Origin of the sequence: Pseudomonas wenzhouensis (assembly GCF_021029445.1) — a bacterium.
In the GTDB taxonomy this organism is placed as follows: Bacteria; Pseudomonadota; Gammaproteobacteria; order Pseudomonadales; family Pseudomonadaceae; genus Aquipseudomonas; species Aquipseudomonas wenzhouensis.
In genome coordinates, this window is record NZ_CP072610.1 from 1,048,086 (window position 1) to 1,066,892 (window position 18,807).

Sequence of the window (18,807 nt, forward strand, 5' to 3'; positions counted from 1 at the left end):
GCTCTACGCCAACGCCAGATGCACCCGCAACGCAATCGGCACCAGCATCAGCAATACGCCCAAACCCAGCACGCGTACGCCCCATTCGTGTTCGCGAAAGTTGAAGCCGACTCCCAGCAGCAGAAAGCCGCCGATCAGCAGTATCAACATCAGGTGATAGTGGTCCATGGCGCTTCTCCACTTCGCAGTCCTGATTACAGCTTAGTCCCGCCGTCCGGGTTGGGGCTGATCTGGGGCAATGAAAGTCTGACTCGATTGGCGACAACGTGCGTCTCGATCGGTCGCTGCCTGGCGTCATGGCCTGCTCCATACTGTGCGCAGTCATCGTCAAGGATCGTCCATGCGCCTGTTCCTATCACTCCTGCTCGCCGGCCTGCTGAGTTCGCCCCCGCTGCTCGCCGCCGAGCGCCATTTCACCATCCTGCACAGCAACGACTGGCAGTCACGCCTGCTCGGCTTCGGCCCCAACAATGAATACAGCCCGGCGACGGTGAACGATGACGACACCGTCGGCGGCGTCGCCCGGCTTGCCACATTATTGAATGAGCGCCGCGCAGCAGCCGGTGAAGAACCTCTGCTGTTGCTCGACGGCGGCGACTTCACCATGGGCACGCTGTTTCACACCATTGCCCGCGAAATGGGCAGCGAACTGCGTCTGATGACTGAGCTGGGCTATGACGCCGCGGTGATCGGCAACCACGAATTCGACTTCCGCCCGGCCGGCCTCGCCGCGATGATCAGCGCCGCGCACAAGGAAAAGGGCGACACGCTGGTGCCGCTACTGTCGAGCAACATGCGTTTCGATGCCGCGAGCAAGGCCGATGACAGCCTGCAGGAGCACGTCGAAGCCGGGCGCATCCTGCCGTACAAGCTGATCGAGCGCGGCGGCATTCGTTTCGGTCTGTTCGGCCTGCTCGGCAACAACGCCGTGGCCGTCAGCCCGATGATCAAGCCGGTGACCTTCGCCGACCCGGTCGCCACCGCCAGGGAAACCGTGGCCAAGCTGCGCGAGGAGGGCGCCGAGGTGGTCATCTTGCTCTCGCACATGGGCGTTACCCAGCAGGCCGATGGCAGCTGGCGCGGCGAAGAGGTTGAGCTGGTCGAGCAGGTGCCGGGCATCGATATCGTCGTCGGTGGCCATTCGCATGTGGCGCTGCCGCAACCCGTGCTAGTGGGGGGGCGTACCCCGGTGGTGCAGGCCGGTTCGGAGATCCAGTACCTCGGCGAACTGCGCATGAGCCTTGGCGACGACGGCGTACCGCGCTTGCGTGATTACCGCTTGCATGCGGTCAATGACAGCATCGTCGGCGATGCGACCATCACCGCCAAGGTCGAAGACTTCAAGCAGGTGGTCAGCGAGCGCATGCTGACGCCCAAGGGCTATCGCTTCGACCAGCCGCTGGCCAAGGTTGACCAGAGCCTGGGCCGTGATTTCACCGACCAGACACTGGCCAACCTGGTCACCGATGCGCTGCGTCATGCCGTCGATGCCGACCTGGCCTTTACCGGCAACGGCACCATCCGCGATGACCTGCTCAAGGGCCGCAATGGCGTGCAGGACGTCTCCGACCTGTTTCGCATCGCCCCGCTGGGCATCGGCCAGTTCGACGACGAACCGGGCTACCCGATGATCAAGGCCTACATCAGCGCGCGCGAAATCAAGTCACTGCTGGAAGTGCTGCTGCTCGCCTATCAGCTGCGTGACAGCCAGAGCTATTACCCGCGGGTTTCCGGCGTGCGCTTCACCTACAACCCTTGGCGCGTGCCGTTCGACCGCGTCAGCCGCATCGAAGTCGGCGATCCGCACGGCGGCTACCGTGACCTGGACCTGAACGACACGCGCCTCTACAGCATCGGCGCCACCAGCTACGTCGGCAGTTTTACCTGGCTGGTGCCGGACCTGACCAAGGGGCTGCTCAACGTCATCCCCAAGGATGCCGAGGGCCGCCCGCTGCCGCGTATCGAAGACGCCATCATCGACCAGGACCCGGATAAGGAAGGCGTGCAGGAACTCAAGGAATGGCAAGTGCTGCTCGACCATATCCGCAGCCTGCCGGATCTCGATGGCGACGGCCTGGCCGATATTCCCACCAGCGGTGCGGCTGCCGAAGCGCGCATGATCCGCGCGCCCAGCCTGCGCCCGGCCGAGCTGTTCCGCCTGGCCGGGCCGAGGCAGTGGGGCGCCAGTGCGGTGATCCTGGCCGGCGTGCTGCTGATTCTCTGGCTGCTTAGCCGCCCGCTGCGCCGCCGTGCGTAGCTGAACAGCGCGCGCACCGATAACCGCGATCATCGAGAGGGGCGCGCAGGCCGCCCCTCCGGCCGACGATCTTGCCAAGCCTTGCCTGCCTCCGTATGGTGCAAAGCCGCCTGATTCGGAAGCTACGCAATGATCGCTCAGCACTGCCCGCTCGGTGACCGCGCACAGCCGGCCAACCCCCACTCAGATAAATGTTGCGTCGCCTCATGAACGCACTCAATCATTCGCGCCCGCTGGCGCTGTTCGGCCTGCTGCTGGCCAACCTTTGCTGGTCCGGTAACGCCCTGGTGGCGCGCGCCTTCGCTGGCGAGATCGCCCCGTTCACCCTGTCGTTCTGGCGCTGGTGCCTGGCCTTGGCGCTGTTGCTGCCTTTTGTCGCCATGCCGTTGTGGCGTCATCGCGTGGCAGTGCGCACTGCCGGCTGGCGCCTGCTGGTGCTCGGCGGCCTGGGCATCGCCGGCTACAACTCGCTGCTCTACAGCGCGGCGCAGACCACCGCAGCCATCAACATCTCGCTGGTCAACACCTGCCTGCCGCTGGTGGCTTTCATCGGAGCCGGGCTGCTGCTCAACGAGTGGCCGGCACGCCGTGCCTGGTGGGGCATGCTGGTGGCGGTGATGGGCCTGGCGGTGCTGATCAGTCAGGGGCAATGGAGCCGCCTGGCCAGCCTGTCGTTCAACCAGGGCGACCTGATCATGCTGTTGGCCGTGGTCGACTGGGCGCTCTACTCGCTGCTGCTGCGGCGCTGGTCGGCTTACCTGCAACCGATTCCACCTCTGGCATTGCTGGGCGTGTTCATCCTGCTTGGCGTACCGCTGATTCTGCCGTTCTATCTATATGAACTGAGCCAGGGCGCGCATCTGGCAATCAACGCCGCCAACCTCTCGGCCGTTGCCTACACCGCCGTGTTCGCCTCGCTGCTGGCCTACCTGGCCTGGAACCACGGCATCCGCGTGATCGGTGCGGCCAAGGCGGCACTGACCAACTACGTGATGCCGGTTTTCACCGCATTGCTGGGGTGGGTGCTGCTGGGCGAGAGTTTGCAGGTCTACCACTGGCTGGGCGCCGCGATGATCTTCGGCGGCCTGCTGCTGGCCACGCGGCCCGGTAAAACACTGTAGGCGCGGCAGGGCTACACAAACGCAGCAGGCACTGTATCACCCTGTAGGAGCCGCGCCTCGCGGCGAATCGTGTGAACAGCGCAAAGCCAAAAGCTTCGCCCCGGGGCGGGGCTCCTACTGAGTCGTGTCGGTGGATCACGTGTCACCGATCCACCTTTCGAAGCCGGCGGATGAAAAAGGTGTCATCCGCCCTACGGCGATCCCCTCACTCCGGCTTCATCATCACGAAGGCTTCACCGCCTTCACGGTCGTGCATCAGGATGAACGGTTGCCCGGCGATCATGATTCTTACCGGCACCTTGCGCGGCACCGTGGTGCCGGCGTTGACCGCCGCTGCGCTGAGCAACTGGCGCGTCAGGCTGTCATCCTCCTGCGCCTCGCTGGTCACCACGCATTCGTGGCTGGCCTTGACCTGAATGCTCAGGCTCTTGTCCGCATTGAAGCCGACGGTGGCGAAGCCCATATCAGTCATCTCAGTGATGCCATGCTGGCGCGCCACGCGATGCGCCTCGGCAAAGCTCGGTGCCGTTTGCAGGCAAATGTCGCGAAACGCCTGGACCACCGGCGAGGTGACCGGCACCGGTGGCTGCGAGCCCAGGTTGGCGCAGGCGCCGAGAAGAGCAACGCTGACAAGCAAGGCGAACTGTTTCATCACATCATTCCTCAATGAAGAGGTGTTCAGGGTTGCTGGCAAAGATCATGCCCGAGCAACTGCGAAGCCAGCCCCTTGGCCAGGTAGGTTTCCACCACGCGGCCATCGCCGCAGTCCGTCTTGTGGCCGATGGCGATACCGATGGAAAGCAGCACGAAAAGCGCCAGGCCGATATTCTGGATGGGCGTCATGACAGGGCTCGCTGGGTAAACAATAGAGCAGGATGAAGAGGCGGGCAGGGGATGGCAAGTGCCAACCCCATCGCCATCACGTCGCTGATGCAGGGATGTGAACGTTATGGCAAGGTGATCGACAGACCGCCCAGCATGACGCGCGCAATGATCATCCAGGCAACCACACTGATGATACCCAGCACGCTGTAGCCGACGACGATACCCAGCGCGATCTGCTTCCACAGCCCGGCATGGCGGTTGGGTTCGTTGCGGTAGTGCGTCGGCATATCACGCTCCGCCCGCAGATCGTCGAAATCGTCTCTCGCTCTCAAGGTGCTCTCCTGGTTCATGGGGCAGCGCACGGCGGCGCTGCAGCCTGCTGGGGGCGGATTTTCCGGCATCGCCCGACAGCCCTGCAAGCACCGTTCGGGCGGTTGACAGGTCAGCCGCAGGCTCAGAAACCCGCAATTGAGCGCATCGCCACCACTGAAGGCTAACCGCTTGATAAAACGTAAATTTATCGATGATCTGGGGTTGACAGCGATAGGCGAGACGCGGACAATGCGCGCCGTTGGCTACATAGCTCAGTTGGTTAGAGCGCAGCATTCATAATGCTGATGTCCCAGGTTCAAGTCCCGGTGTAGCCACCATATTTTTCAAAGGGTTAGCTTAGGCTAGCCCTTTGTCGTTTCTGGGGTAGTGACTAGCTAGCTTGGGGGAGGGTTGAAAGGCCCTGTTTATGGGGTTATCTGGCCCAGCAGGGCGGTTCGTAACGGATTCATAATCCCCAGCCCACACCATCCCCCCCAAAAACAACAAAACCCCGCTTTCGCGGGGTTTTGTTTATGCACTACCTACAACGATCAAACGTTAAAGCGGAAGTGCATCACGTCGCCGTCCTTGACGATGTAGTCCTTGCCTTCCAGGCGCCATTTGCCGGCTTCCTTGGCGCCGGCTTCGCCCTTGTAGGCGATGAAGTCGTCGTAGGCGACCACTTCGGCGCGGATGAAGCCTTTTTCGAAGTCGGTGTGGATCACGGCGGCGGCTTGCGGGGCGGTGGCGCCGACGCGGACGGTCCAGGCGCGGACTTCCTTCACGCCAGCGGTGAAGTAGGTCTGCAGGTTGAGCAGCGAGTAACCGGCGCGGATCACGCGGTTCAGGCCCGGCTCTTCCATGCCCATGGTTTCGAGGAACATCTGCATTTCTTCGAGATCGTCCAGTTCGGCGATCTCGGCTTCGATCTTGTTGCACACCGGCACGACGATGGCGCCTTCCGCTGCGGCGATGGCGTTGACCACGTCGAGGTGCGGGTTGTTCTCGAAGCCGTCTTCGGCGACGTTGGCGATGTACATCACCGGCTTGGTGGTGAGCAGGTGGAAGGTCTTGGCCAGGCGCTTCTCGTCGTCACCCAGGTCTTTGAGCAGGCTGCGTGCCGGCTTGCCTTCGGTGAGGTGGGGGATGAGCTTTTCCAGCAGGGTTTTCTGCGCCACGGATTCCTTGTCGCCACCCTTGGCGGTGCGAGCCACGCGTTGCAGTTGCTTCTCGCAACTGTCGAGGTCGGCCATGATCAGTTCGAGGTCGATGATCTCGATGTCGCGCTTGGGGTCGACGCTGTTGGCGACGTGGATGACGTTGTCGTCTTCGAAGCAGCGCACTACGTGGGCGATGGCGTCGGTTTCGCGGATGTTGGCGAGGAACTTGTTGCCCAGGCCTTCACCTTTCGACGCGCCCGCGACCAGGCCGGCGATGTCGACGAATTCCATGGTGGTGGGGATGACCTTCTCGGGCTTGACGATCTCGGCCAGGGCATCCAGGCGTGGGTCGGGCATGGGTACGATGCCGCTGTTCGGCTCGATGGTGCAGAAGGGGAAGTTCTCCGCCGCGATGCCGGACTTGGTGAGGGCGTTGAACAGGGTGGACTTGCCGACATTGGGCAGGCCGACGATGCCGCAGTTGAATCCCATGGTGTGTCCCTCGGGGGAAAGGTGGTTACTGGGTGGCCTTCTGGCTATGCAGTTTGCGCATGGCCACGGTCCAGTCGCCGGCGAGTATTTCCGGCAGGACGTCCAAGGCGAAGTCGATGCTCTTGTCGAGCAGTTCCTGTTCGCTGCGTGGGGCGCGTCCGAGCACGAAGCCGGAAACCAGGCTGGCGTGCCCAGGATGGCCGATGCCGAGCCGCAGGCGGTGGAAGTTATTCTGGTTGCCGAGCTGGGCGATGATGTCGCGCAGGCCGTTGTGCCCGCCGTGGCCGCCGCCCTGTTTGAGCTTGGCGACGCCGGGTGGCATGTCGAGTTCGTCGTGGGCCACCAGGATCTCTTCGGGTTTGATCTTGAAGAAATTGGCCAGGGCCGCCACGGCTTGGCCGCTGCGGTTCATGTAGGTGGTGGGGATGAGCAGACGAACTTCGCGCCCCTGGTGGTTGAATTTGCCCACCAGGCCGAAATATTTGCGATCTACGGAGAGGTTGACGCGCTGACTGGCTGCCACGCGCTCAACGAAAAGGGCCCCTGCATTGTGCCGGGTCTGGTCGTATTCGGGGCCGGGGTTACCCAGGCCAACGATCAGTTGTACGGCAGTCATACAGGAGCCCTTTCGAGGAATTCGCCCGGCGTGATCGCCTGCCGGGCGGGTTCCGCGCTGCGATTACTCGGCAGCGCCTTCTTCGTCTTTAACGCGGCTGGCGTGGATGTTGGAGACAGCCAGGTCGTTACCGTGAGCCAGAGCAACCAGCTCAACGCCTTTCGGCAGCTTCAGGTCGGACATGTGGACGGTCTGGCCAACTTCTACGGCAGCCATGTCGACTTCGATGAATTCCGGCAAGTCTTTCGGCAGGCAGGACACTTCGACTTCGTTGATGGTGTGGGAGATCTCGCCACCTTGCTGCTTCACGCCAACGGCGGTTGCTTCGTTGATGAAGTGCAGCGGTACGTGGGCGGTCAGTTTCTGGCCGGCTACGACGCGCTGGAAGTCAGCATGCAGAACGAAGCCTTTGGCCGGGTGGCGCTGCAGGGCTTTGATCAGGACGCTTTCTTTGGTGCCGGCAACGTCCAGGCTCAGAACGTGGCTGAAGGCGGCTTCGTTTTCCAGCAGCTTGGCCAGGTCTTTGGCCAGCAGGCTGATGGATTGCGGGGCTTTGTCGCCACCGTAGATCACGGCAGGCACCATGGACACGTTACGACGCAGGCGGCGGCTCGCACCTTTCCCCAGGTCGGAACGCACTTCGGCATTCAGGGCAAATTCAACAGTCATTTCACTTCTCCAAAATAACCAAACCGCCTTGTGGCTTGCGACCAGCCTCGGGCGGTAGGGCAAAAAGCCCCGCGCGAGGCGGGGCAGTGTGATCTGGCCTGTTCCTTAGCGGAACATGGCGCTGATCGATTCTTCGTTGCTGATGCGGCGTACCGCTTCGGCGACGACCGGGGCGATGTCGAGCTGGCGAATACGCGAGCAGGACTGGGCCGCAGCGGACAGCGGGATGGTGTTGGTGACCACCAGCTCGTCCAGGACGGAATTCTCGATGTTCTCGATGGCGCGGCCGGACAGTACCGGGTGGGTGCAGTAGGCGTAGACCTTGGCAGCACCGCGCTCTTTCAGCGCTTTGGCGGCGTGGCACAGGGTACCGGCGGTATCGACCATGTCGTCTACGAGGATGCAGGTACGGCCTTCGACGTCACCGATGATGTGCATCACTTCGGACTGGTTGGCCTTTTCGCGACGCTTGTCGATGATCGCCAGGTCAACGCCCAGGCTCTTGGCCACGGCGCGGGCGCGTACTACGCCACCGATATCGGGGGAGACGATCATCAGGTTGTCGAAGCGCTGGTCTTCGATGTCGTCGACCAAAACCGGGGAGCCGTAGATGTTATCCACCGGGATGTCGAAGAAGCCCTGGATCTGGTCAGCGTGCAGGTCGACGGTCAGCACGCGGTCGATACCGACCACGGTGAGCATGTCGGCCACGACTTTGGCGCTGATTGCCACGCGCGCGGAACGCGGACGGCGATCCTGGCGGGCATAACCGAAGTAGGGGATGACTGCAGTGATGCGAGTCGCCGAGGAACGGCGGAAGGCATCGGCCATCACCACCAGTTCCATCAGGTTGTCGTTGGTGGGTGCACAGGTCGGCTGAATCAGGAAGACGTCCTTACCGCGAACGTTCTCGTTGATTTCGATCATGACTTCGCCATCGGAGAACTTACCGACCGAAGCATCGCCGAGGGGAATGTGCAGCTGACGAACGATCCGTCGCGCCAGATCGGGGTTTGCGTTCCCCGTGAAGACCATCATCTTGGACACGCGCAGTACCTGCCGGCTGGGGGTATACCTGGATGGGTATGGAAAATGGCAGGGGCGGCTGGATTCGAACCAACGCATGCCAGGATCAAAACCTGGTGCCTTACCGCTTGGCGACGCCCCTATATTCTGTGTTGAACGCTTGTTGACTCGGTTTGCGATGCCTCCCGAGGGAGGTTATGGCAGGGGCGGCTGGATTCGAACCAACGCATGCCAGGATCAAAACCTGGTGCCTTACCGCTTGGCGACGCCCCTGTATCGTATAACCGAATGCTGAGCATTCACTTCTTGGCCAATGCTTGGAGCTTGCGGTGCAGCATCGAGATGTTGCGACCTTGAGCGACAAAGCTCGGCAGAGTGCCTGGAAGTTGGCGGGCGACTTTATCAGCATCGTCCCGATTTGGGAAGCTCCCAAATATGCAAGCTCCAGTGCCGGTCAATCTAGCTGGAACAAATTTGTTCAACAAGATCAGAGCGTTACGAACTTCAGGGTAACGCTTCTCTACAACCGGCTGGCAGTCGTTTCGACCACCCCCCGCAAGAAGGCTGCGAACTTTAATGGGCGGCGTATCGCGTGTCAACTCGGGTGAGCCGAAAACTTCTGCTGTGCTGACAAAGACTTGCGGTACGGCGACGAGGAACCAGGGTTCGTCCAGTTCGACCGGGGTCAGGCGCTCGCCAACGCCCTCGGCGAAGGCCGCACGGCCGCGCACGAACACCGGTACGTCGGCGCCCAGGGCCAGGCCCTGTTCGGCCAGGCGATCTTCGCCCAGTTGGGTGCGCCACAGGTGATCGAGACCGAGCAGGGTGGTGGCGGCATCCGAGCTGCCACCGCCAATCCCACCGCCCATGGGCAGGCGTTTGTCCAGCCAGATATCGGCGCCGAACGTGGTGCCGCAGGCCTCTTGCAGCCTTTTGGCGGCACGCACGATCAGGTTGCTGTCGTGCGGTACGCCGTCGATGGGCGTATGCAGGCGGATTTCGCCATCTTGGCGCAGGCTGAAGCCGAGTTCGTCGCCGTGGTCGAGGAATTGGAACAGGGTCTGCAGCTCGTGATAGCCATCGGCGCGGCGGCCGAGGATATGCAGCATCAGGTTGAGCTTGGCCGGGGCGGGCAGGATCAGTTCGGCGTGGTTGGGGATGGCTGTGCGGCTCATGGCGATGTCGTTGGCGGAAATTCGTAGCCCGGATGCAATCCGGGGCAGGGTGGTGACGGTTCCCGGATTTCATCCGGGCTACGGCTCCTGTAGGAGGTGCTTCAGCGGCGACGGCGCAAGCCAATGTCTCGGCTCAAGCCCCTCCCACAGGATCTGCGGTGAGCTTATTGACCGAGCTGACGCGGCTGCCAGTCCTTGATCACCAGGGTCACTTCCAAGTTCTGGCCGTAGAGCTTGATGCGCTCCGGCAGGGCGTAGCCGTTCTGCTCAGTGTAGCGCTGGTAGTCGACCTTCCAGCCGTCCTGCTCGAGCTGCGCCAGGTGGCTTTCAGCGTCCAGGGTGATGCGGCTGCGGCTGTCCGGAGCGGGCAGGCCGCGAATCCACCAGAGCAGGTTGGATACGGGCAGGTTCAGGCGCAGCTGTTCGCGCAGCAGGTCTTCCGGGGATTCGGCCTGGTAACGACCACGGTTGGCGACTTCCAGCAGGATATCGCCCGGGCGGCCGGTCAGGCGCGCCGCGCCGCCGCCCAGTGGGCCGGACAGGCGGATGTCGTAGTAGTCCTGGCGCTGCAGCCAGAACAGCGTGGCGCTGCCGGAATCCTGCGGGGCGCGGATGCCGATCTTGCCGTTGATCTGCCAGCCGTCGAGCTGGGTGATCTGCTGTTTGTGGGCTCGCCACTGGGCCGGGTCGCCCTGGCCTTCCAGCGCTTCGCGTGAGGTAAGGCCGGCGCAGCCGGCAAGCAGGGCGATAAGGCTGAATACGAGTATGTGACGGAACATCAGAGGGTCTCGGAGCCGGTCAGGCGCAACAGGGTGTCACGCAGAATGGGGCTGTCGGGCGTTGCCTCCAGGGCATCGTGCCAGACGCGTCGGGCTTCGCGCTGTTTACCCTGAGCCCAGAGTACTTCGCCGAGGTGCGCAGCCACTTCGTGGTCGGGGAATTTCTCCAGCGCCTGGCGCAGCAGGCGCTCGGCCTCGGGCAGGTTGCCCAGGCGGTAATTGACCCAGCCGAGGCTGTCGAGAATGGCTGGGTCTTCAGGGTCGAGCTGGTGCGCTTTGGCGATCAGTTCGAAGGCTTCCTGGTAGCGCGTGGTGCGGTCGGCCAGGGTGTAGCCGAGGGCATTGAGGGCCATGGCGTGTTCCGGCTCGCGCTCGATGATGTAGCGCAGGTCGGTTTCCAGTTGGGCCAGGTCGTCGCGTTTTTCCGCCAGCATGGCGCGGGTGTAGAGCAGGTTCAGGTCATTGGGGAACTGTTCCAGCCCCTCGGTGATGACCTTCCAGGCCGGCTCGATCTGGCCGTGATTGCTCAGACCTTCGGCTTCGATCAGGTACAGCTGGATGGCGTAATCGGGCTGGGCTTCGCGAGCCTGGGCCAGAAGGGCGCTGGCCTCTGCGCTGCGCTGCTGGCTGAGTAGCAACTCGGCCTGGCGTTGCTGGGCCGGCAGGTAGTCGTTGCTCGGGCCGACCAGGGCGTAGGCTTGCAGGGCGCTGTCGTTATCATCCAGCGCCTCGTAGGCGCGGCCGAGGTTGTAGTGCGCGGCATCGACATGGCTGCGGCGCTCGATCAGCTCTTCGAGGTAGACGATGGCCTCTTCCCAGGCTTCAGCTTCCAGGCACACCAGGGCCAGGGAGAAGCGCAGGTCGTCGTCGTTGGGGTTCTCCAGCACCAGCTTGGAGAACTCGCCCTTGGCTTCGTCGAAGCGATCCTGCTCGATCAGCAGGCGCGCATAGGTCAGGCGCAGGCGCTTGTCGTCCGGGTTCTGGCGAATGCCCTTCTGCAGAATCGGCATGGCTTCCTGGCCTCGGCCGAGGCTTTGCAGCAGGCGCGCACGCAGGAGAATCGGCGACACCTCGGTGGCACCGGCCGAACTGTCTTCGAGCAGGGCCAGCGCCTCTTCGGCGCGGCCATCCTGTTGCAGGAGGATGGCCTTGCCGAACAGCAGCTGGCTGTTGTCCGGGTTCTTGCTCAGCAGGCGGTCAAAGCCCTGCAGCAGCCCGGCGCGGGTGTCGGGGTCGGTTTCGGCGGCGGACAGGGCAAGGAAATCGAAGTGGGTGTTGCCCTGGCGCTGCAGCACCTGCTCCATGTAGGTCATGGATTCGTCGTAACGGCCGGCGCGTGCCAGTTGCACGGCGGCAGCGCGCTGCGCGTCGATATTGTCTGGCGCGTTGCTGGCCCAGATCAGTGCACTGTCCAGCGCAGCCTGCTCGGCGCCAAGGTATTCGGCAATGCGGAAGGCGCGCTCGGCGACGCCGGCGTCGCCGGTTTCCTGCGCCTGCTGCACGTAATTGCCGAGGGCGATATCGAAGCGGTTGCGTTGCCCGGCCAGTTCGGCGGTGAGCAGGGCGAACAGGCTTTCCTGGCTGAACGAGCCGTACTCGCTCGGTTGCAGCTGTGCGGGCTGGTCGGCTTCCTGCACGGGCGGCGTACCGTCCGGCTCGCTGGGGGCGAAGGTCTGGCAACCACTGAGGAGGGCGAATGCGGTAAGTAACGCGAGGGGTCTGTTCATAGTGCCTTGTCGTGCTTGATGGCGGGCGTGGCACTGCCACGTTGTTCTGGCGGCCCTGCCCTGGCGACTGTCGCGGCATCATGACACAAGCCTTGGGGCAAGCCCATGGGGCGCGTGATCTCGCGACGCGTCTATTGGGACAATAGGTCGCGGGAGTTGTTCTATCGGGGGCGAAGTAGGACAATTGCCGGCTTCCGTATTGCCCCTCAGCGACCCTGCATGGCCTTTATCGCCCTCGGTATCAACCACAAGACCGCCTCGGTAGAGGTGCGCGAGCGCGTTGCCTTCACCCCGGAACAACTGGTCGAGGCACTGCAGCAGCTGTGCCGGCTGACGCCCAGTCGTGAGGCGGCGATCCTCTCCACCTGCAACCGCAGCGAGTTGTACCTGGAGCAGGAGCATGTCCAGGCCGACGAGGTGCTGCAGTGGCTGGCCGATTACCATCGCCTGAGCATCGATGAGCTGCGCGCCTGTGCCTATGTGCACAGTGACGACGAGGCGGTGCGGCACATGATGCGCGTGGCCTGCGGGCTGGACTCGATGGTGCTGGGCGAGCCGCAGATTCTCGGCCAGCTCAAGTCGGCCTACGCCGTGGCGCGTGAGGCCGGCACTGTCGGGCCGCTGCTGGGGCGTTTGTTCCAGGCCACGTTCAGCACCGCCAAGACGGTGCGCACCGATACCGCCATCGGCGAGAACCCGGTGTCCGTGGCCTTCGCTGCCGTGAGCCTGGCCAAGCAGATCTTCGCCGACCTGCACCGCAGCCAGGCGCTGCTGATCGGCGCCGGCGAAACCATCAGCCTGGTCGCCCGCCACCTGCATGATCAGGGCATCAAGCGTATCGTCGTCGCTAACCGCACCCTGGAGCGCGCCAGCCAGTTGGCCGAGCAGTTCGGCGCGCATGCGGTGCTGCTGTCGGACATCCCCGACGAGCTGGCGCACAGCGATATCGTCATCAGCTCCACCGCCAGCCAGTTGCCGATTCTCGGCAAGGGGGCGGTGGAAAGCGCGCTGAAAAAGCGCAGGCACAAGCCGATCTTCATGGTCGACATCGCCGTGCCGCGTGATATCGAGCCGCAGGTGGGCGAGCTGGACGACGTTTACCTCTATACCGTCGACGACCTGCACGAGGTCATCGAGGAAAACCTCAAGAGCCGCCAGGGCGCCGCGCAGGCAGCCGAGGAGCTGGTGGCAGCCGGTACCGACGATTTCATGCTGCGCCTGCGCGAGCTGGCCGCCGTGGATGTGCTCAAGGCCTATCGTCAGCAGGCCGAGCGTCTGCGCGACGAGGAGCTGGCCAAGGCCCAGCGCATGCTGGTCAATGGCAGCAACCCTGAAGACGTGCTGGCGCAACTGGCCCGTGGCCTGACCAACAAGCTGCTGCACGCACCCAGCGTGCGCATGAAGAAACTCACCGCCGAGGGGCGCGTCGATGCGCTCAGCCTGGCCCAGGAATTATTCGCCCTCGATGAGAGCGCGCCGCAGGACAAAGGTCTGCAATGAAAGCTTCACTGTTGAACAAGCTGGACAACCTCAGCGACCGCTTCGAGGAACTCACGGCGTTGCTCGGCGATGCCGAGGTGATTGCCAAGCAGACGCAGTTCCGCGCCTACTCCAAGGAATATGCCGAGATCGAGCCGGTGATCGCCACCTTCCGCGAACTGCGCAAGGTGCAGGGCGACCTCGAAGGCGCGCAGGCGTTGCTCAAGGACAGCGACCCGGATCTGCGCGAGATGGCCGAGCTGGAAGTGGATCAGGCCAAGGAGGCGCTGGTTGGTCTGGAAGACAAGCTACAACGCATGCTGCTGCCGAAAGATCCCAACGACGGGCGCAACGTCTACCTGGAAATCCGCGCCGGCACCGGTGGTGACGAGGCGGCGATCTTCTCCGGCGACCTGTTCCGCATGTATTCGCGCTATGCCGAGAAGCAGGGTTGGCGCGTCGAGGTGTTGTCGGCCAACGAGGGCGAGCATGGCGGCTACAAGGAGGTGATCGCCCGCGTCGAGGGCGACAACGTCTACGCCAAGCTCAAGTTCGAGTCCGGCGCCCATCGCGTGCAGCGCGTGCCGGAGACCGAGTCCCAGGGCCGCATCCACACCTCCGCCTGCACCGTGGCGGTATTGCCTGAGCCGGACGAGCAGATGGCCATCGAGATCAACCCGGCCGATTTGCGCGTCGACACCTACCGCAGCTCCGGCGCCGGTGGTCAGCACGTCAACACCACCGACTCGGCGATCCGCATCACCCACATACCCACCGGCACGGTGGTGGAATGCCAGGAAGAGCGCTCGCAGCACAAGAACCGCGCCAAGGCCATGGCCTGGCTGGCGGCCAAGCTGCAGGATCAGCAGGAAGCGGCCGCGCACAAGGAAATCTCCGAAACGCGCAAGCTGCTGGTCGGCTCCGGTGACCGCTCCGAGCGCATCCGCACCTACAACTTCCCGCAGGGCCGGGTGACCGATCACCGCATCAACCTGACCCTGTATTCGCTGAGCGAAGTGATCGCCGGTGGCGTGGAAGCGGTAATCGAACCGCTGTTGGCCGAATACCAGGCCGACCAGCTGGCGGCGTTGGGGGACTAACAGCGGCTGCGCCGCTCAAGAACCGTAGCCCGGATGTAATCCGGGGTCCGATTTCCCGGATTGCATCCGGGCTACGAGAACGACATGGCCACCATTGAATCCCTGCTCGACAGCGCCGACCTGCCCGACTCGCCCACGCCAAGGCTGGATGCGGAGCTGCTGCTGGCCGCCGCGCTGGGCAAGCCGCGCAGCTATCTGCGTACCTGGCCGGAGCGCGAGCTGGAGGATGAGCAACTGGCGCGCTTCCAGGCCAGTCTGCAGCGCCGTCGCCAGGGCGAGCCGGTGGCCTATATCCTTGGCCATCAGGGTTTCTGGAGCCTTGATCTGGAAGTGGCGCCGCATACGCTGATCCCGCGCCCGGACACCGAACTGCTGGTGGAAACCGCACTCGAGCTGCTACCCGCTATGCCGCTGAGCGTGCTCGATCTGGGTACCGGCACGGGCGCCATTGCCCTGGCCCTGGCCAGCGAGCGTCCGGCCTGGCAGGTGACCGGCGTGGATCGCGTCGCGGACGCCGTGGCCCTGGCCGAGCGCAATCGCCTGCGCCTGCAACTGGACAATGCCAGTTTCCTGCATAGCCACTGGTTCTCCGCACTGGCCGGGCAGCGTTTTGCCCTGATCCTGAGCAACCCGCCTTATATTCGTGCCGATGATCAGCATCTGGCGCAGGGTGACGTGCGTTTCGAGCCAAGCAGCGCGCTGGTGGCCGGAAGTGATGGACTGGACGATATCCGCGCGATCATCCAGGCTGCGCCGGCGCATTTGCTGCCAGGTGGCTGGTTGTTGCTCGAGCACGGCTTCGACCAGGCCGAAGCCGTGTGTGCACTACTCGCTGCCGGTGGTTTCGCCGAGGTACACAGCCGGCGTGACCTGGCAGGCCATGAACGCATCAGTCTGGGACGTTTAGACCGTGAGTGATCAGATGCTGAGTGATGACGAACTGCTGCGCTACAGCCGGCAGATTTTGTTGAAACAGATCGATGTCGAGGGCCAACTGCGTCTGAAGCAGGGCCGCGTGCTGATCGTCGGCATGGGCGGTCTTGGCTCGCCGGTGGCGCTGTACCTGGCGGCTGCTGGCGTCGGCGAGCTGCACCTGGCGGACTTCGATACGGTCGACCTGACCAACCTGCAGCGGCAGATCGCCCACGACACTGCTAGCATCGGTCAGGCCAAGGTGGATTCGGCCATGGCGCGCCTGGCGGCGATCAATCCGCAGATCAGCCTGGTGCCGCACCGTCAGGCGCTGGACGCCGACTCGCTGGCCGCTGCGGTGAGCCGCGTCGACCTGGTGCTGGACTGCTCGGACAACTTCACCACCCGCGAAGCGGTCAACGCCGCCTGCTTCAAGGCGGGTAAGCCGCTGGTATCCGGGGCGGCGATTCGCCTGGAAGGGCAGCTGTCGGTGTTCGATCCGCGCAACGCCGCCAGCCCTTGCTATCACTGCCTGTATGGCCACGGCAGCGAGGCCGAGCTGACCTGCAGCGAGGCCGGCGTGGTTGGCCCGCTGGTGGGGCTGGTCGGCAGCCTGCAGGCGTTGGAAGCGCTGAAGCTGCTGGCCGGTTTCGGCGAGCCGCTGGTAGGCCGCCTGCTGCTGATCGATGCGCTAGGTACACGCTTTCGCGAATTGCGGGTCAAACGCGACCCGGCCTGCGGTGTGTGCGGCGATGCCCAGTAATGCGCCGGTCGGCGTGTTCGATTCCGGCGTCGGCGGCCTGTCGGTGCTGCGCGAGATTCGCCAACTGCTGCCCAACGAGTCGCTGCTTTACGTCGCCGACAGCGGTCATGTGCCTTATGGCGAAAAAAACCCGGAATACATTCGCGAACGCTGCGTGCTGATCACCGAACACTTGCTGGCACAGGGTGCCAAGGCGCTGGTGCTGGCCTGCAACACGGCGACGGCTGCGGCTGGTGCCGAGTTGCGCGAGCGCTATCCGCATTTGCCCATCGTCGGTATGGAGCCTGCGGTAAAGCCGGCAGCGGCGGCCACGCGCAGTGGTGTGGTCGGTGTGCTGGCGACTACCGGCACGCTGAAGAGCGCGCGATTTGCCGCGCTGCTCGACCGCTTCGCCAACGATGTGCGGGTGGTCACCCAGCCATGCCCGGGGCTGGTTGAGTGCATCGAGTCGGGTGAGTTGCAGGCACCGGCTACGCGTGAGTTGCTGCACGGTTACGTGGCGCCGCTGATGGCCGAGGGCTGCGACACACTGATTCTTGGCTGCACTCACTATCCTTTCCTACGCCCGTTATTGGGCGAGCTGGTACCACCGTCGGTGACACTCATCGATACCGGTGCGGCGGTCGCGCGGCAGTTGCAGCGGTTGCTCGCGCAGCATGACCTGCTGGCAGCGCAAGCGGCGCAGCCGACGCGCTACTGGAGCAGTGGCAATACGGCGCAACTTTGCCGAGTGTTGCCGATTTTGTTAGGTGAACGCGCCGACGTGCTCCCAATACATTGAAATTTTTTCCACTCAAGCTATTCAAGTTATCGAATAGTTCTATATTTTTGTAACGGCCTGATAAAAACCTCCCGCTATAAAGGAATGACTCATGAAGAAGTTGTATGCCTTTGCTGCAGCTACAGCCCTGACGTTCGGAACGCTGGGCGCTGCGCAGGCTGCGGATGTGACCGCAGCCATTGGTCAGACTGGCGACTCCACCATGGTGTATCGTCTGGGCGCGCAGTGGGACTGGAACCATAGCTGGCTGGAAAGCAGCTACGGCCGTCTGACCGGTTATTGGGATTTGGGCTACACCTTCTGGGATGGCGACAAGACAGCCAGTAATCACAGCCTCTCCTTCGCTCCGGTATTCGTCTATGAGTTCGCCGGTCAGAACGTGCGTCCCTATATCGAGGCAGGCATCGGTGTTGCCGCTTTCTCCAGCACCGAGCTGGAAAGCAATGACCTGGGTTCGTCCTTCCAGTTCGAGGATCGCCTGGGTGTGGGGCTGCGCTTCGCCGGCCAGGAAATCGGTCTGCGTGCCATCCACTATTCCAATGCCGGTATCAAGAAGCCCAACGATGGCGTCGAGGCTTACACCGTGCATTACCGCATGAGCTTCTGAACAGTCATTGACATGGCTATGAAGAAATCGCCCCTCTACGCGAGGGGCGATTTCGTTTCAGATGGTGCTTAGATCATCGGGTCCCAGCGCTGCGACCAGTCCGTGTCCTCGGCGATGATTCCGCGCAGTAGATCGAACGCCTGCTGCAGCACTACCGAGTCGCGCTCGCGGGAATACACCAGGTAGGTCGGGTAGCTGAACTCGGGTGCGCGCGGCACGCGTTTGAGCACCTTCTTGTCCAGGTAGCTCTGCACCACTCGCGTGCGGAAGTAGCCAGAACCGCCGTGCTCGAGAATGTACTGAAGAGCCAGCGGCCCGAGGTTGAACGATACTGGCGCCTTTGCCCGATCCGGTAGCGCGCTGTCATGCTGCAGGCGGAAGGCCTCGCCCCAGTCGACGTACACATAGGGTTCGGGATTCTTCGCGCGTACCAGGATCAGCTTTTCTTCCAGCAACTGCTCCACCTGCATGCCCGGCCAGTAGTTCGGCTGATAAACCAAGGCTGCATCGAGCACGCCCAGTTCAAGCTGACGCAGCAGCTCCTGACCTGCGCCGATATGGGAGTGCACGGCGTACTGGTCGATATGGGTGCGGATGCGGCTGACCCAGCGCAGCATCAACGGGTTGCACAGACTGACCTCGCCGCCGATGTGGATGACGTTGTGATAGCCGTCCGGTAGCGGCAGGTCGCGCTGCGCTGCCTCCCAGGTTTGCAGTATCTGATTGGCGTAGGCGACGAAGGCTTCGCCGTCGGCCGTTAGCTTGGCCCCGGCTCGGTTGCGTACGAACAGCGTACAGTTGAGGTGGCCTTCGAGCTTCTGGATGCGCGCCGTAACGGCCGTCTGGGTAACGTGCAGGCGTTCGGCGGCGGCGATGAAGCTGCCGCTGCGAACGATTTCCAGAAAGGTGCGAGTCAGATCGATGTCCATGTCGTGGCAGGGCTCAGCAAGCGGGCAGACGGGTAGTGTAAGGGCTGCTCTGGCACTTTTCGATGAGCAGCCGCATT

General features: G+C 63.2%; 20 protein-coding genes and 3 tRNA genes. 9 read left to right on the forward strand and 14 right to left on the reverse strand.

Features of this window, described 5'->3' with window-relative positions; genetic code table 11:
- Nucleotides 1–3: 3 nt before the first annotated feature.
- A complete protein-coding gene (locus J7655_RS04735; protein ID WP_017678165.1) occupies nucleotides 4–168 on the reverse strand; it encodes a hypothetical protein in 165 nt (54 codons plus the stop codon).
- 172 nt (nucleotides 169–340) lie between these two features.
- On the opposite strand from J7655_RS04735, the gene J7655_RS04740 reads away from it, so the two are divergent.
- Complete coding sequence (locus J7655_RS04740; RefSeq protein WP_230926793.1) at nucleotides 341–2,257, forward strand: bifunctional metallophosphatase/5'-nucleotidase; 1,917 nt, start codon at nucleotides 341–343, stop codon at nucleotides 2,255–2,257.
- Nucleotides 2,258–2,463: 206 nt separating this feature from the next.
- Entirely contained in the window at nucleotides 2,464–3,378 is a 915-nt protein-coding gene (locus tag J7655_RS04745; RefSeq protein ID WP_230926794.1) for a DMT family transporter, read from the forward strand.
- A gap of 205 nt (nucleotides 3,379–3,583) precedes the next feature.
- Here J7655_RS04745 and J7655_RS04750 read toward each other — a convergent pair whose 3' ends face one another.
- The 3 genes from J7655_RS04750 to J7655_RS04760 form a co-directional block, all read right to left on the reverse strand.
- Nucleotides 3,584–4,030 carry a hypothetical protein gene (locus J7655_RS04750; protein WP_230926795.1) on the reverse strand — a complete coding sequence of 149 codons (447 nt, stop codon included), beginning with the start codon at nucleotides 4,028–4,030 and terminating at the stop codon, nucleotides 3,584–3,586.
- 26 nt (nucleotides 4,031–4,056) lie between these two features.
- A complete protein-coding gene (locus J7655_RS04755; RefSeq protein WP_230926796.1) occupies nucleotides 4,057–4,221 on the reverse strand; it encodes a hypothetical protein in 165 nt (54 codons plus the stop codon).
- Between the two features lie 104 nt (nucleotides 4,222–4,325).
- A complete protein-coding gene (locus J7655_RS04760; protein WP_230926797.1) occupies nucleotides 4,326–4,553 on the reverse strand; it encodes a hypothetical protein in 228 nt (75 codons plus the stop codon).
- A 223-nt stretch (nucleotides 4,554–4,776) separates the two neighbouring features.
- Here J7655_RS04760 and J7655_RS04765 point away from each other — a divergent pair.
- Nucleotides 4,777–4,853: transfer RNA gene (locus J7655_RS04765), tRNA-Met, on the forward strand.
- 213 nt (nucleotides 4,854–5,066) lie between these two features.
- Here J7655_RS04765 and ychF read toward each other — a convergent pair.
- The 9 genes from ychF to J7655_RS04810 form a co-directional block, all read right to left on the reverse strand.
- Entirely contained in the window at nucleotides 5,067–6,167 is a 1,101-nt protein-coding gene (gene ychF / locus J7655_RS04770) for a redox-regulated ATPase YchF (RefSeq protein ID WP_230926798.1), read from the reverse strand.
- A gap of 25 nt (nucleotides 6,168–6,192) precedes the next feature.
- The gene (gene pth / locus J7655_RS04775) at nucleotides 6,193–6,783 is read right to left on the reverse strand and encodes an aminoacyl-tRNA hydrolase (protein ID WP_230926799.1); all 591 of its coding nucleotides are present in this window, start codon (nucleotides 6,781–6,783) and stop codon (nucleotides 6,193–6,195) included.
- A gap of 63 nt (nucleotides 6,784–6,846) precedes the next feature.
- A complete protein-coding gene (locus J7655_RS04780; RefSeq protein ID WP_230926800.1) occupies nucleotides 6,847–7,452 on the reverse strand; it encodes a 50S ribosomal protein L25/general stress protein Ctc in 606 nt (201 codons plus the stop codon).
- 105 nt (nucleotides 7,453–7,557) lie between these two features.
- Complete coding sequence (locus tag J7655_RS04785) at nucleotides 7,558–8,499, reverse strand: ribose-phosphate pyrophosphokinase (protein WP_003244667.1); 942 nt, start codon at nucleotides 8,497–8,499, stop codon at nucleotides 7,558–7,560.
- A gap of 46 nt (nucleotides 8,500–8,545) precedes the next feature.
- Nucleotides 8,546–8,620: transfer RNA gene (locus J7655_RS04790), tRNA-Gln, on the reverse strand.
- Between the two features lie 56 nt (nucleotides 8,621–8,676).
- Nucleotides 8,677–8,751 (reverse strand) — tRNA-Gln (locus J7655_RS04795).
- Nucleotides 8,752–8,777: 26 nt separating this feature from the next.
- A complete protein-coding gene (gene ispE, locus J7655_RS04800; RefSeq protein WP_230926801.1) occupies nucleotides 8,778–9,653 on the reverse strand; it encodes a 4-(cytidine 5'-diphospho)-2-C-methyl-D-erythritol kinase in 876 nt (291 codons plus the stop codon).
- Nucleotides 9,654–9,817: 164 nt separating this feature from the next.
- Nucleotides 9,818–10,432, reverse strand: coding sequence for a lipoprotein insertase outer membrane protein LolB (lolB, locus tag J7655_RS04805; RefSeq protein ID WP_420850908.1), 615 nt, complete (start codon nucleotides 10,430–10,432; stop codon nucleotides 9,818–9,820).
- On the reverse strand, nucleotides 10,432–12,159 hold the full coding sequence (locus J7655_RS04810; RefSeq protein ID WP_230926802.1) for a tetratricopeptide repeat protein: 1,728 nt from the start codon (nucleotides 12,157–12,159) through the stop codon (nucleotides 10,432–10,434). Before J7655_RS04810 ends, lolB begins: the two co-directional genes overlap by 1 nt.
- Nucleotides 12,160–12,378: 219 nt before the next feature.
- On the opposite strand from J7655_RS04810, the gene hemA reads away from it, so the two are divergent.
- The 6 genes from hemA (at nucleotide 12,379) to J7655_RS04840 (ending at nucleotide 17,801) form a co-directional block, all read left to right on the forward strand.
- The gene (gene hemA / locus J7655_RS04815) at nucleotides 12,379–13,659 is read left to right on the forward strand and encodes a glutamyl-tRNA reductase (RefSeq protein ID WP_230926803.1); all 1,281 of its coding nucleotides are present in this window, start codon (nucleotides 12,379–12,381) and stop codon (nucleotides 13,657–13,659) included.
- Nucleotides 13,656–14,738 (forward strand): peptide chain release factor 1, encoded by a 1,083-nt coding sequence (prfA, locus tag J7655_RS04820; RefSeq protein WP_230926804.1) that lies wholly within the window; start codon nucleotides 13,656–13,658, stop codon nucleotides 14,736–14,738. The genes hemA and prfA overlap by 4 nt, the downstream gene beginning before the upstream one ends.
- Before the next feature lie 84 nt (nucleotides 14,739–14,822).
- A complete protein-coding gene (gene prmC, locus J7655_RS04825) occupies nucleotides 14,823–15,656 on the forward strand; it encodes a peptide chain release factor N(5)-glutamine methyltransferase (protein WP_230926805.1) in 834 nt (277 codons plus the stop codon).
- 4 nt (nucleotides 15,657–15,660) lie between these two features.
- Nucleotides 15,661–16,413 (forward strand): molybdopterin-synthase adenylyltransferase MoeB, encoded by a 753-nt coding sequence (locus J7655_RS04830; protein ID WP_230927671.1) that lies wholly within the window; start codon nucleotides 15,661–15,663, stop codon nucleotides 16,411–16,413.
- Complete coding sequence (gene murI / locus J7655_RS04835; RefSeq protein WP_230926806.1) at nucleotides 16,403–17,194, forward strand: glutamate racemase; 792 nt, start codon at nucleotides 16,403–16,405, stop codon at nucleotides 17,192–17,194. Before J7655_RS04830 ends, murI begins: the two co-directional genes overlap by 11 nt.
- A 91-nt stretch (nucleotides 17,195–17,285) precedes the next feature.
- On the forward strand, nucleotides 17,286–17,801 hold the full coding sequence (locus J7655_RS04840) for an acyloxyacyl hydrolase (RefSeq protein WP_230926807.1): 516 nt from the start codon (nucleotides 17,286–17,288) through the stop codon (nucleotides 17,799–17,801).
- A 68-nt stretch (nucleotides 17,802–17,869) separates the two neighbouring features.
- Here J7655_RS04840 and J7655_RS04845 read toward each other — a convergent pair whose 3' ends face one another.
- Complete coding sequence (locus J7655_RS04845; protein ID WP_125835894.1) at nucleotides 17,870–18,730, reverse strand: LysR family transcriptional regulator; 861 nt, start codon at nucleotides 18,728–18,730, stop codon at nucleotides 17,870–17,872.
- Nucleotides 18,731–18,807: the final 77 nt, after the last annotated feature.

Excerpts from the sequence above, each read along its gene's own strand:
- J7655_RS04735 (WP_017678165.1), bottom strand. The coding sequence starts at position 168 with ATGGACCACTATCACCTGATGTTGATACTGCTGATCGGCGGCTTTCTG.
- J7655_RS04740 (WP_230926793.1), top strand. The coding sequence starts at position 341 with ATGCGCCTGTTCCTATCACTCCTGCTCGCCGGCCTGCTGAGTTCGCCC.
- J7655_RS04745 (WP_230926794.1), top strand. The coding sequence starts at position 2,464 with ATGAACGCACTCAATCATTCGCGCCCGCTGGCGCTGTTCGGCCTGCTG.
- J7655_RS04750 (WP_230926795.1), bottom strand. The coding sequence starts at position 4,030 with ATGAAACAGTTCGCCTTGCTTGTCAGCGTTGCTCTTCTCGGCGCCTGC.
- J7655_RS04755 (WP_230926796.1), bottom strand. The coding sequence starts at position 4,221 with ATGACGCCCATCCAGAATATCGGCCTGGCGCTTTTCGTGCTGCTTTCC.
- J7655_RS04760 (WP_230926797.1), bottom strand. The coding sequence starts at position 4,553 with ATGAACCAGGAGAGCACCTTGAGAGCGAGAGACGATTTCGACGATCTG.
- ychF (WP_230926798.1), bottom strand. The coding sequence starts at position 6,167 with ATGGGATTCAACTGCGGCATCGTCGGCCTGCCCAATGTCGGCAAGTCC.
- pth (WP_230926799.1), bottom strand. The coding sequence starts at position 6,783 with ATGACTGCCGTACAACTGATCGTTGGCCTGGGTAACCCCGGCCCCGAA.
- J7655_RS04780 (WP_230926800.1), bottom strand. The coding sequence starts at position 7,452 with ATGACTGTTGAATTTGCCCTGAATGCCGAAGTGCGTTCCGACCTGGGG.
- ispE (WP_230926801.1), bottom strand. The coding sequence starts at position 9,653 with ATGAGCCGCACAGCCATCCCCAACCACGCCGAACTGATCCTGCCCGCC.
- lolB (WP_420850908.1), bottom strand. The coding sequence starts at position 10,432 with ATGTTCCGTCACATACTCGTATTCAGCCTTATCGCCCTGCTTGCCGGC.
- J7655_RS04810 (WP_230926802.1), bottom strand. The coding sequence starts at position 12,159 with ATGAACAGACCCCTCGCGTTACTTACCGCATTCGCCCTCCTCAGTGGT.
- hemA (WP_230926803.1), top strand. The coding sequence starts at position 12,379 with ATGGCCTTTATCGCCCTCGGTATCAACCACAAGACCGCCTCGGTAGAG.
- prfA (WP_230926804.1), top strand. The coding sequence starts at position 13,656 with ATGAAAGCTTCACTGTTGAACAAGCTGGACAACCTCAGCGACCGCTTC.
- prmC (WP_230926805.1), top strand. The coding sequence starts at position 14,823 with ATGGCCACCATTGAATCCCTGCTCGACAGCGCCGACCTGCCCGACTCG.
- J7655_RS04830 (WP_230927671.1), top strand. The coding sequence starts at position 15,661 with ATGCTGAGTGATGACGAACTGCTGCGCTACAGCCGGCAGATTTTGTTG.
- murI (WP_230926806.1), top strand. The coding sequence starts at position 16,403 with ATGCCCAGTAATGCGCCGGTCGGCGTGTTCGATTCCGGCGTCGGCGGC.
- J7655_RS04840 (WP_230926807.1), top strand. The coding sequence starts at position 17,286 with ATGAAGAAGTTGTATGCCTTTGCTGCAGCTACAGCCCTGACGTTCGGA.
- J7655_RS04845 (WP_125835894.1), bottom strand. The coding sequence starts at position 18,730 with ATGGACATCGATCTGACTCGCACCTTTCTGGAAATCGTTCGCAGCGGC.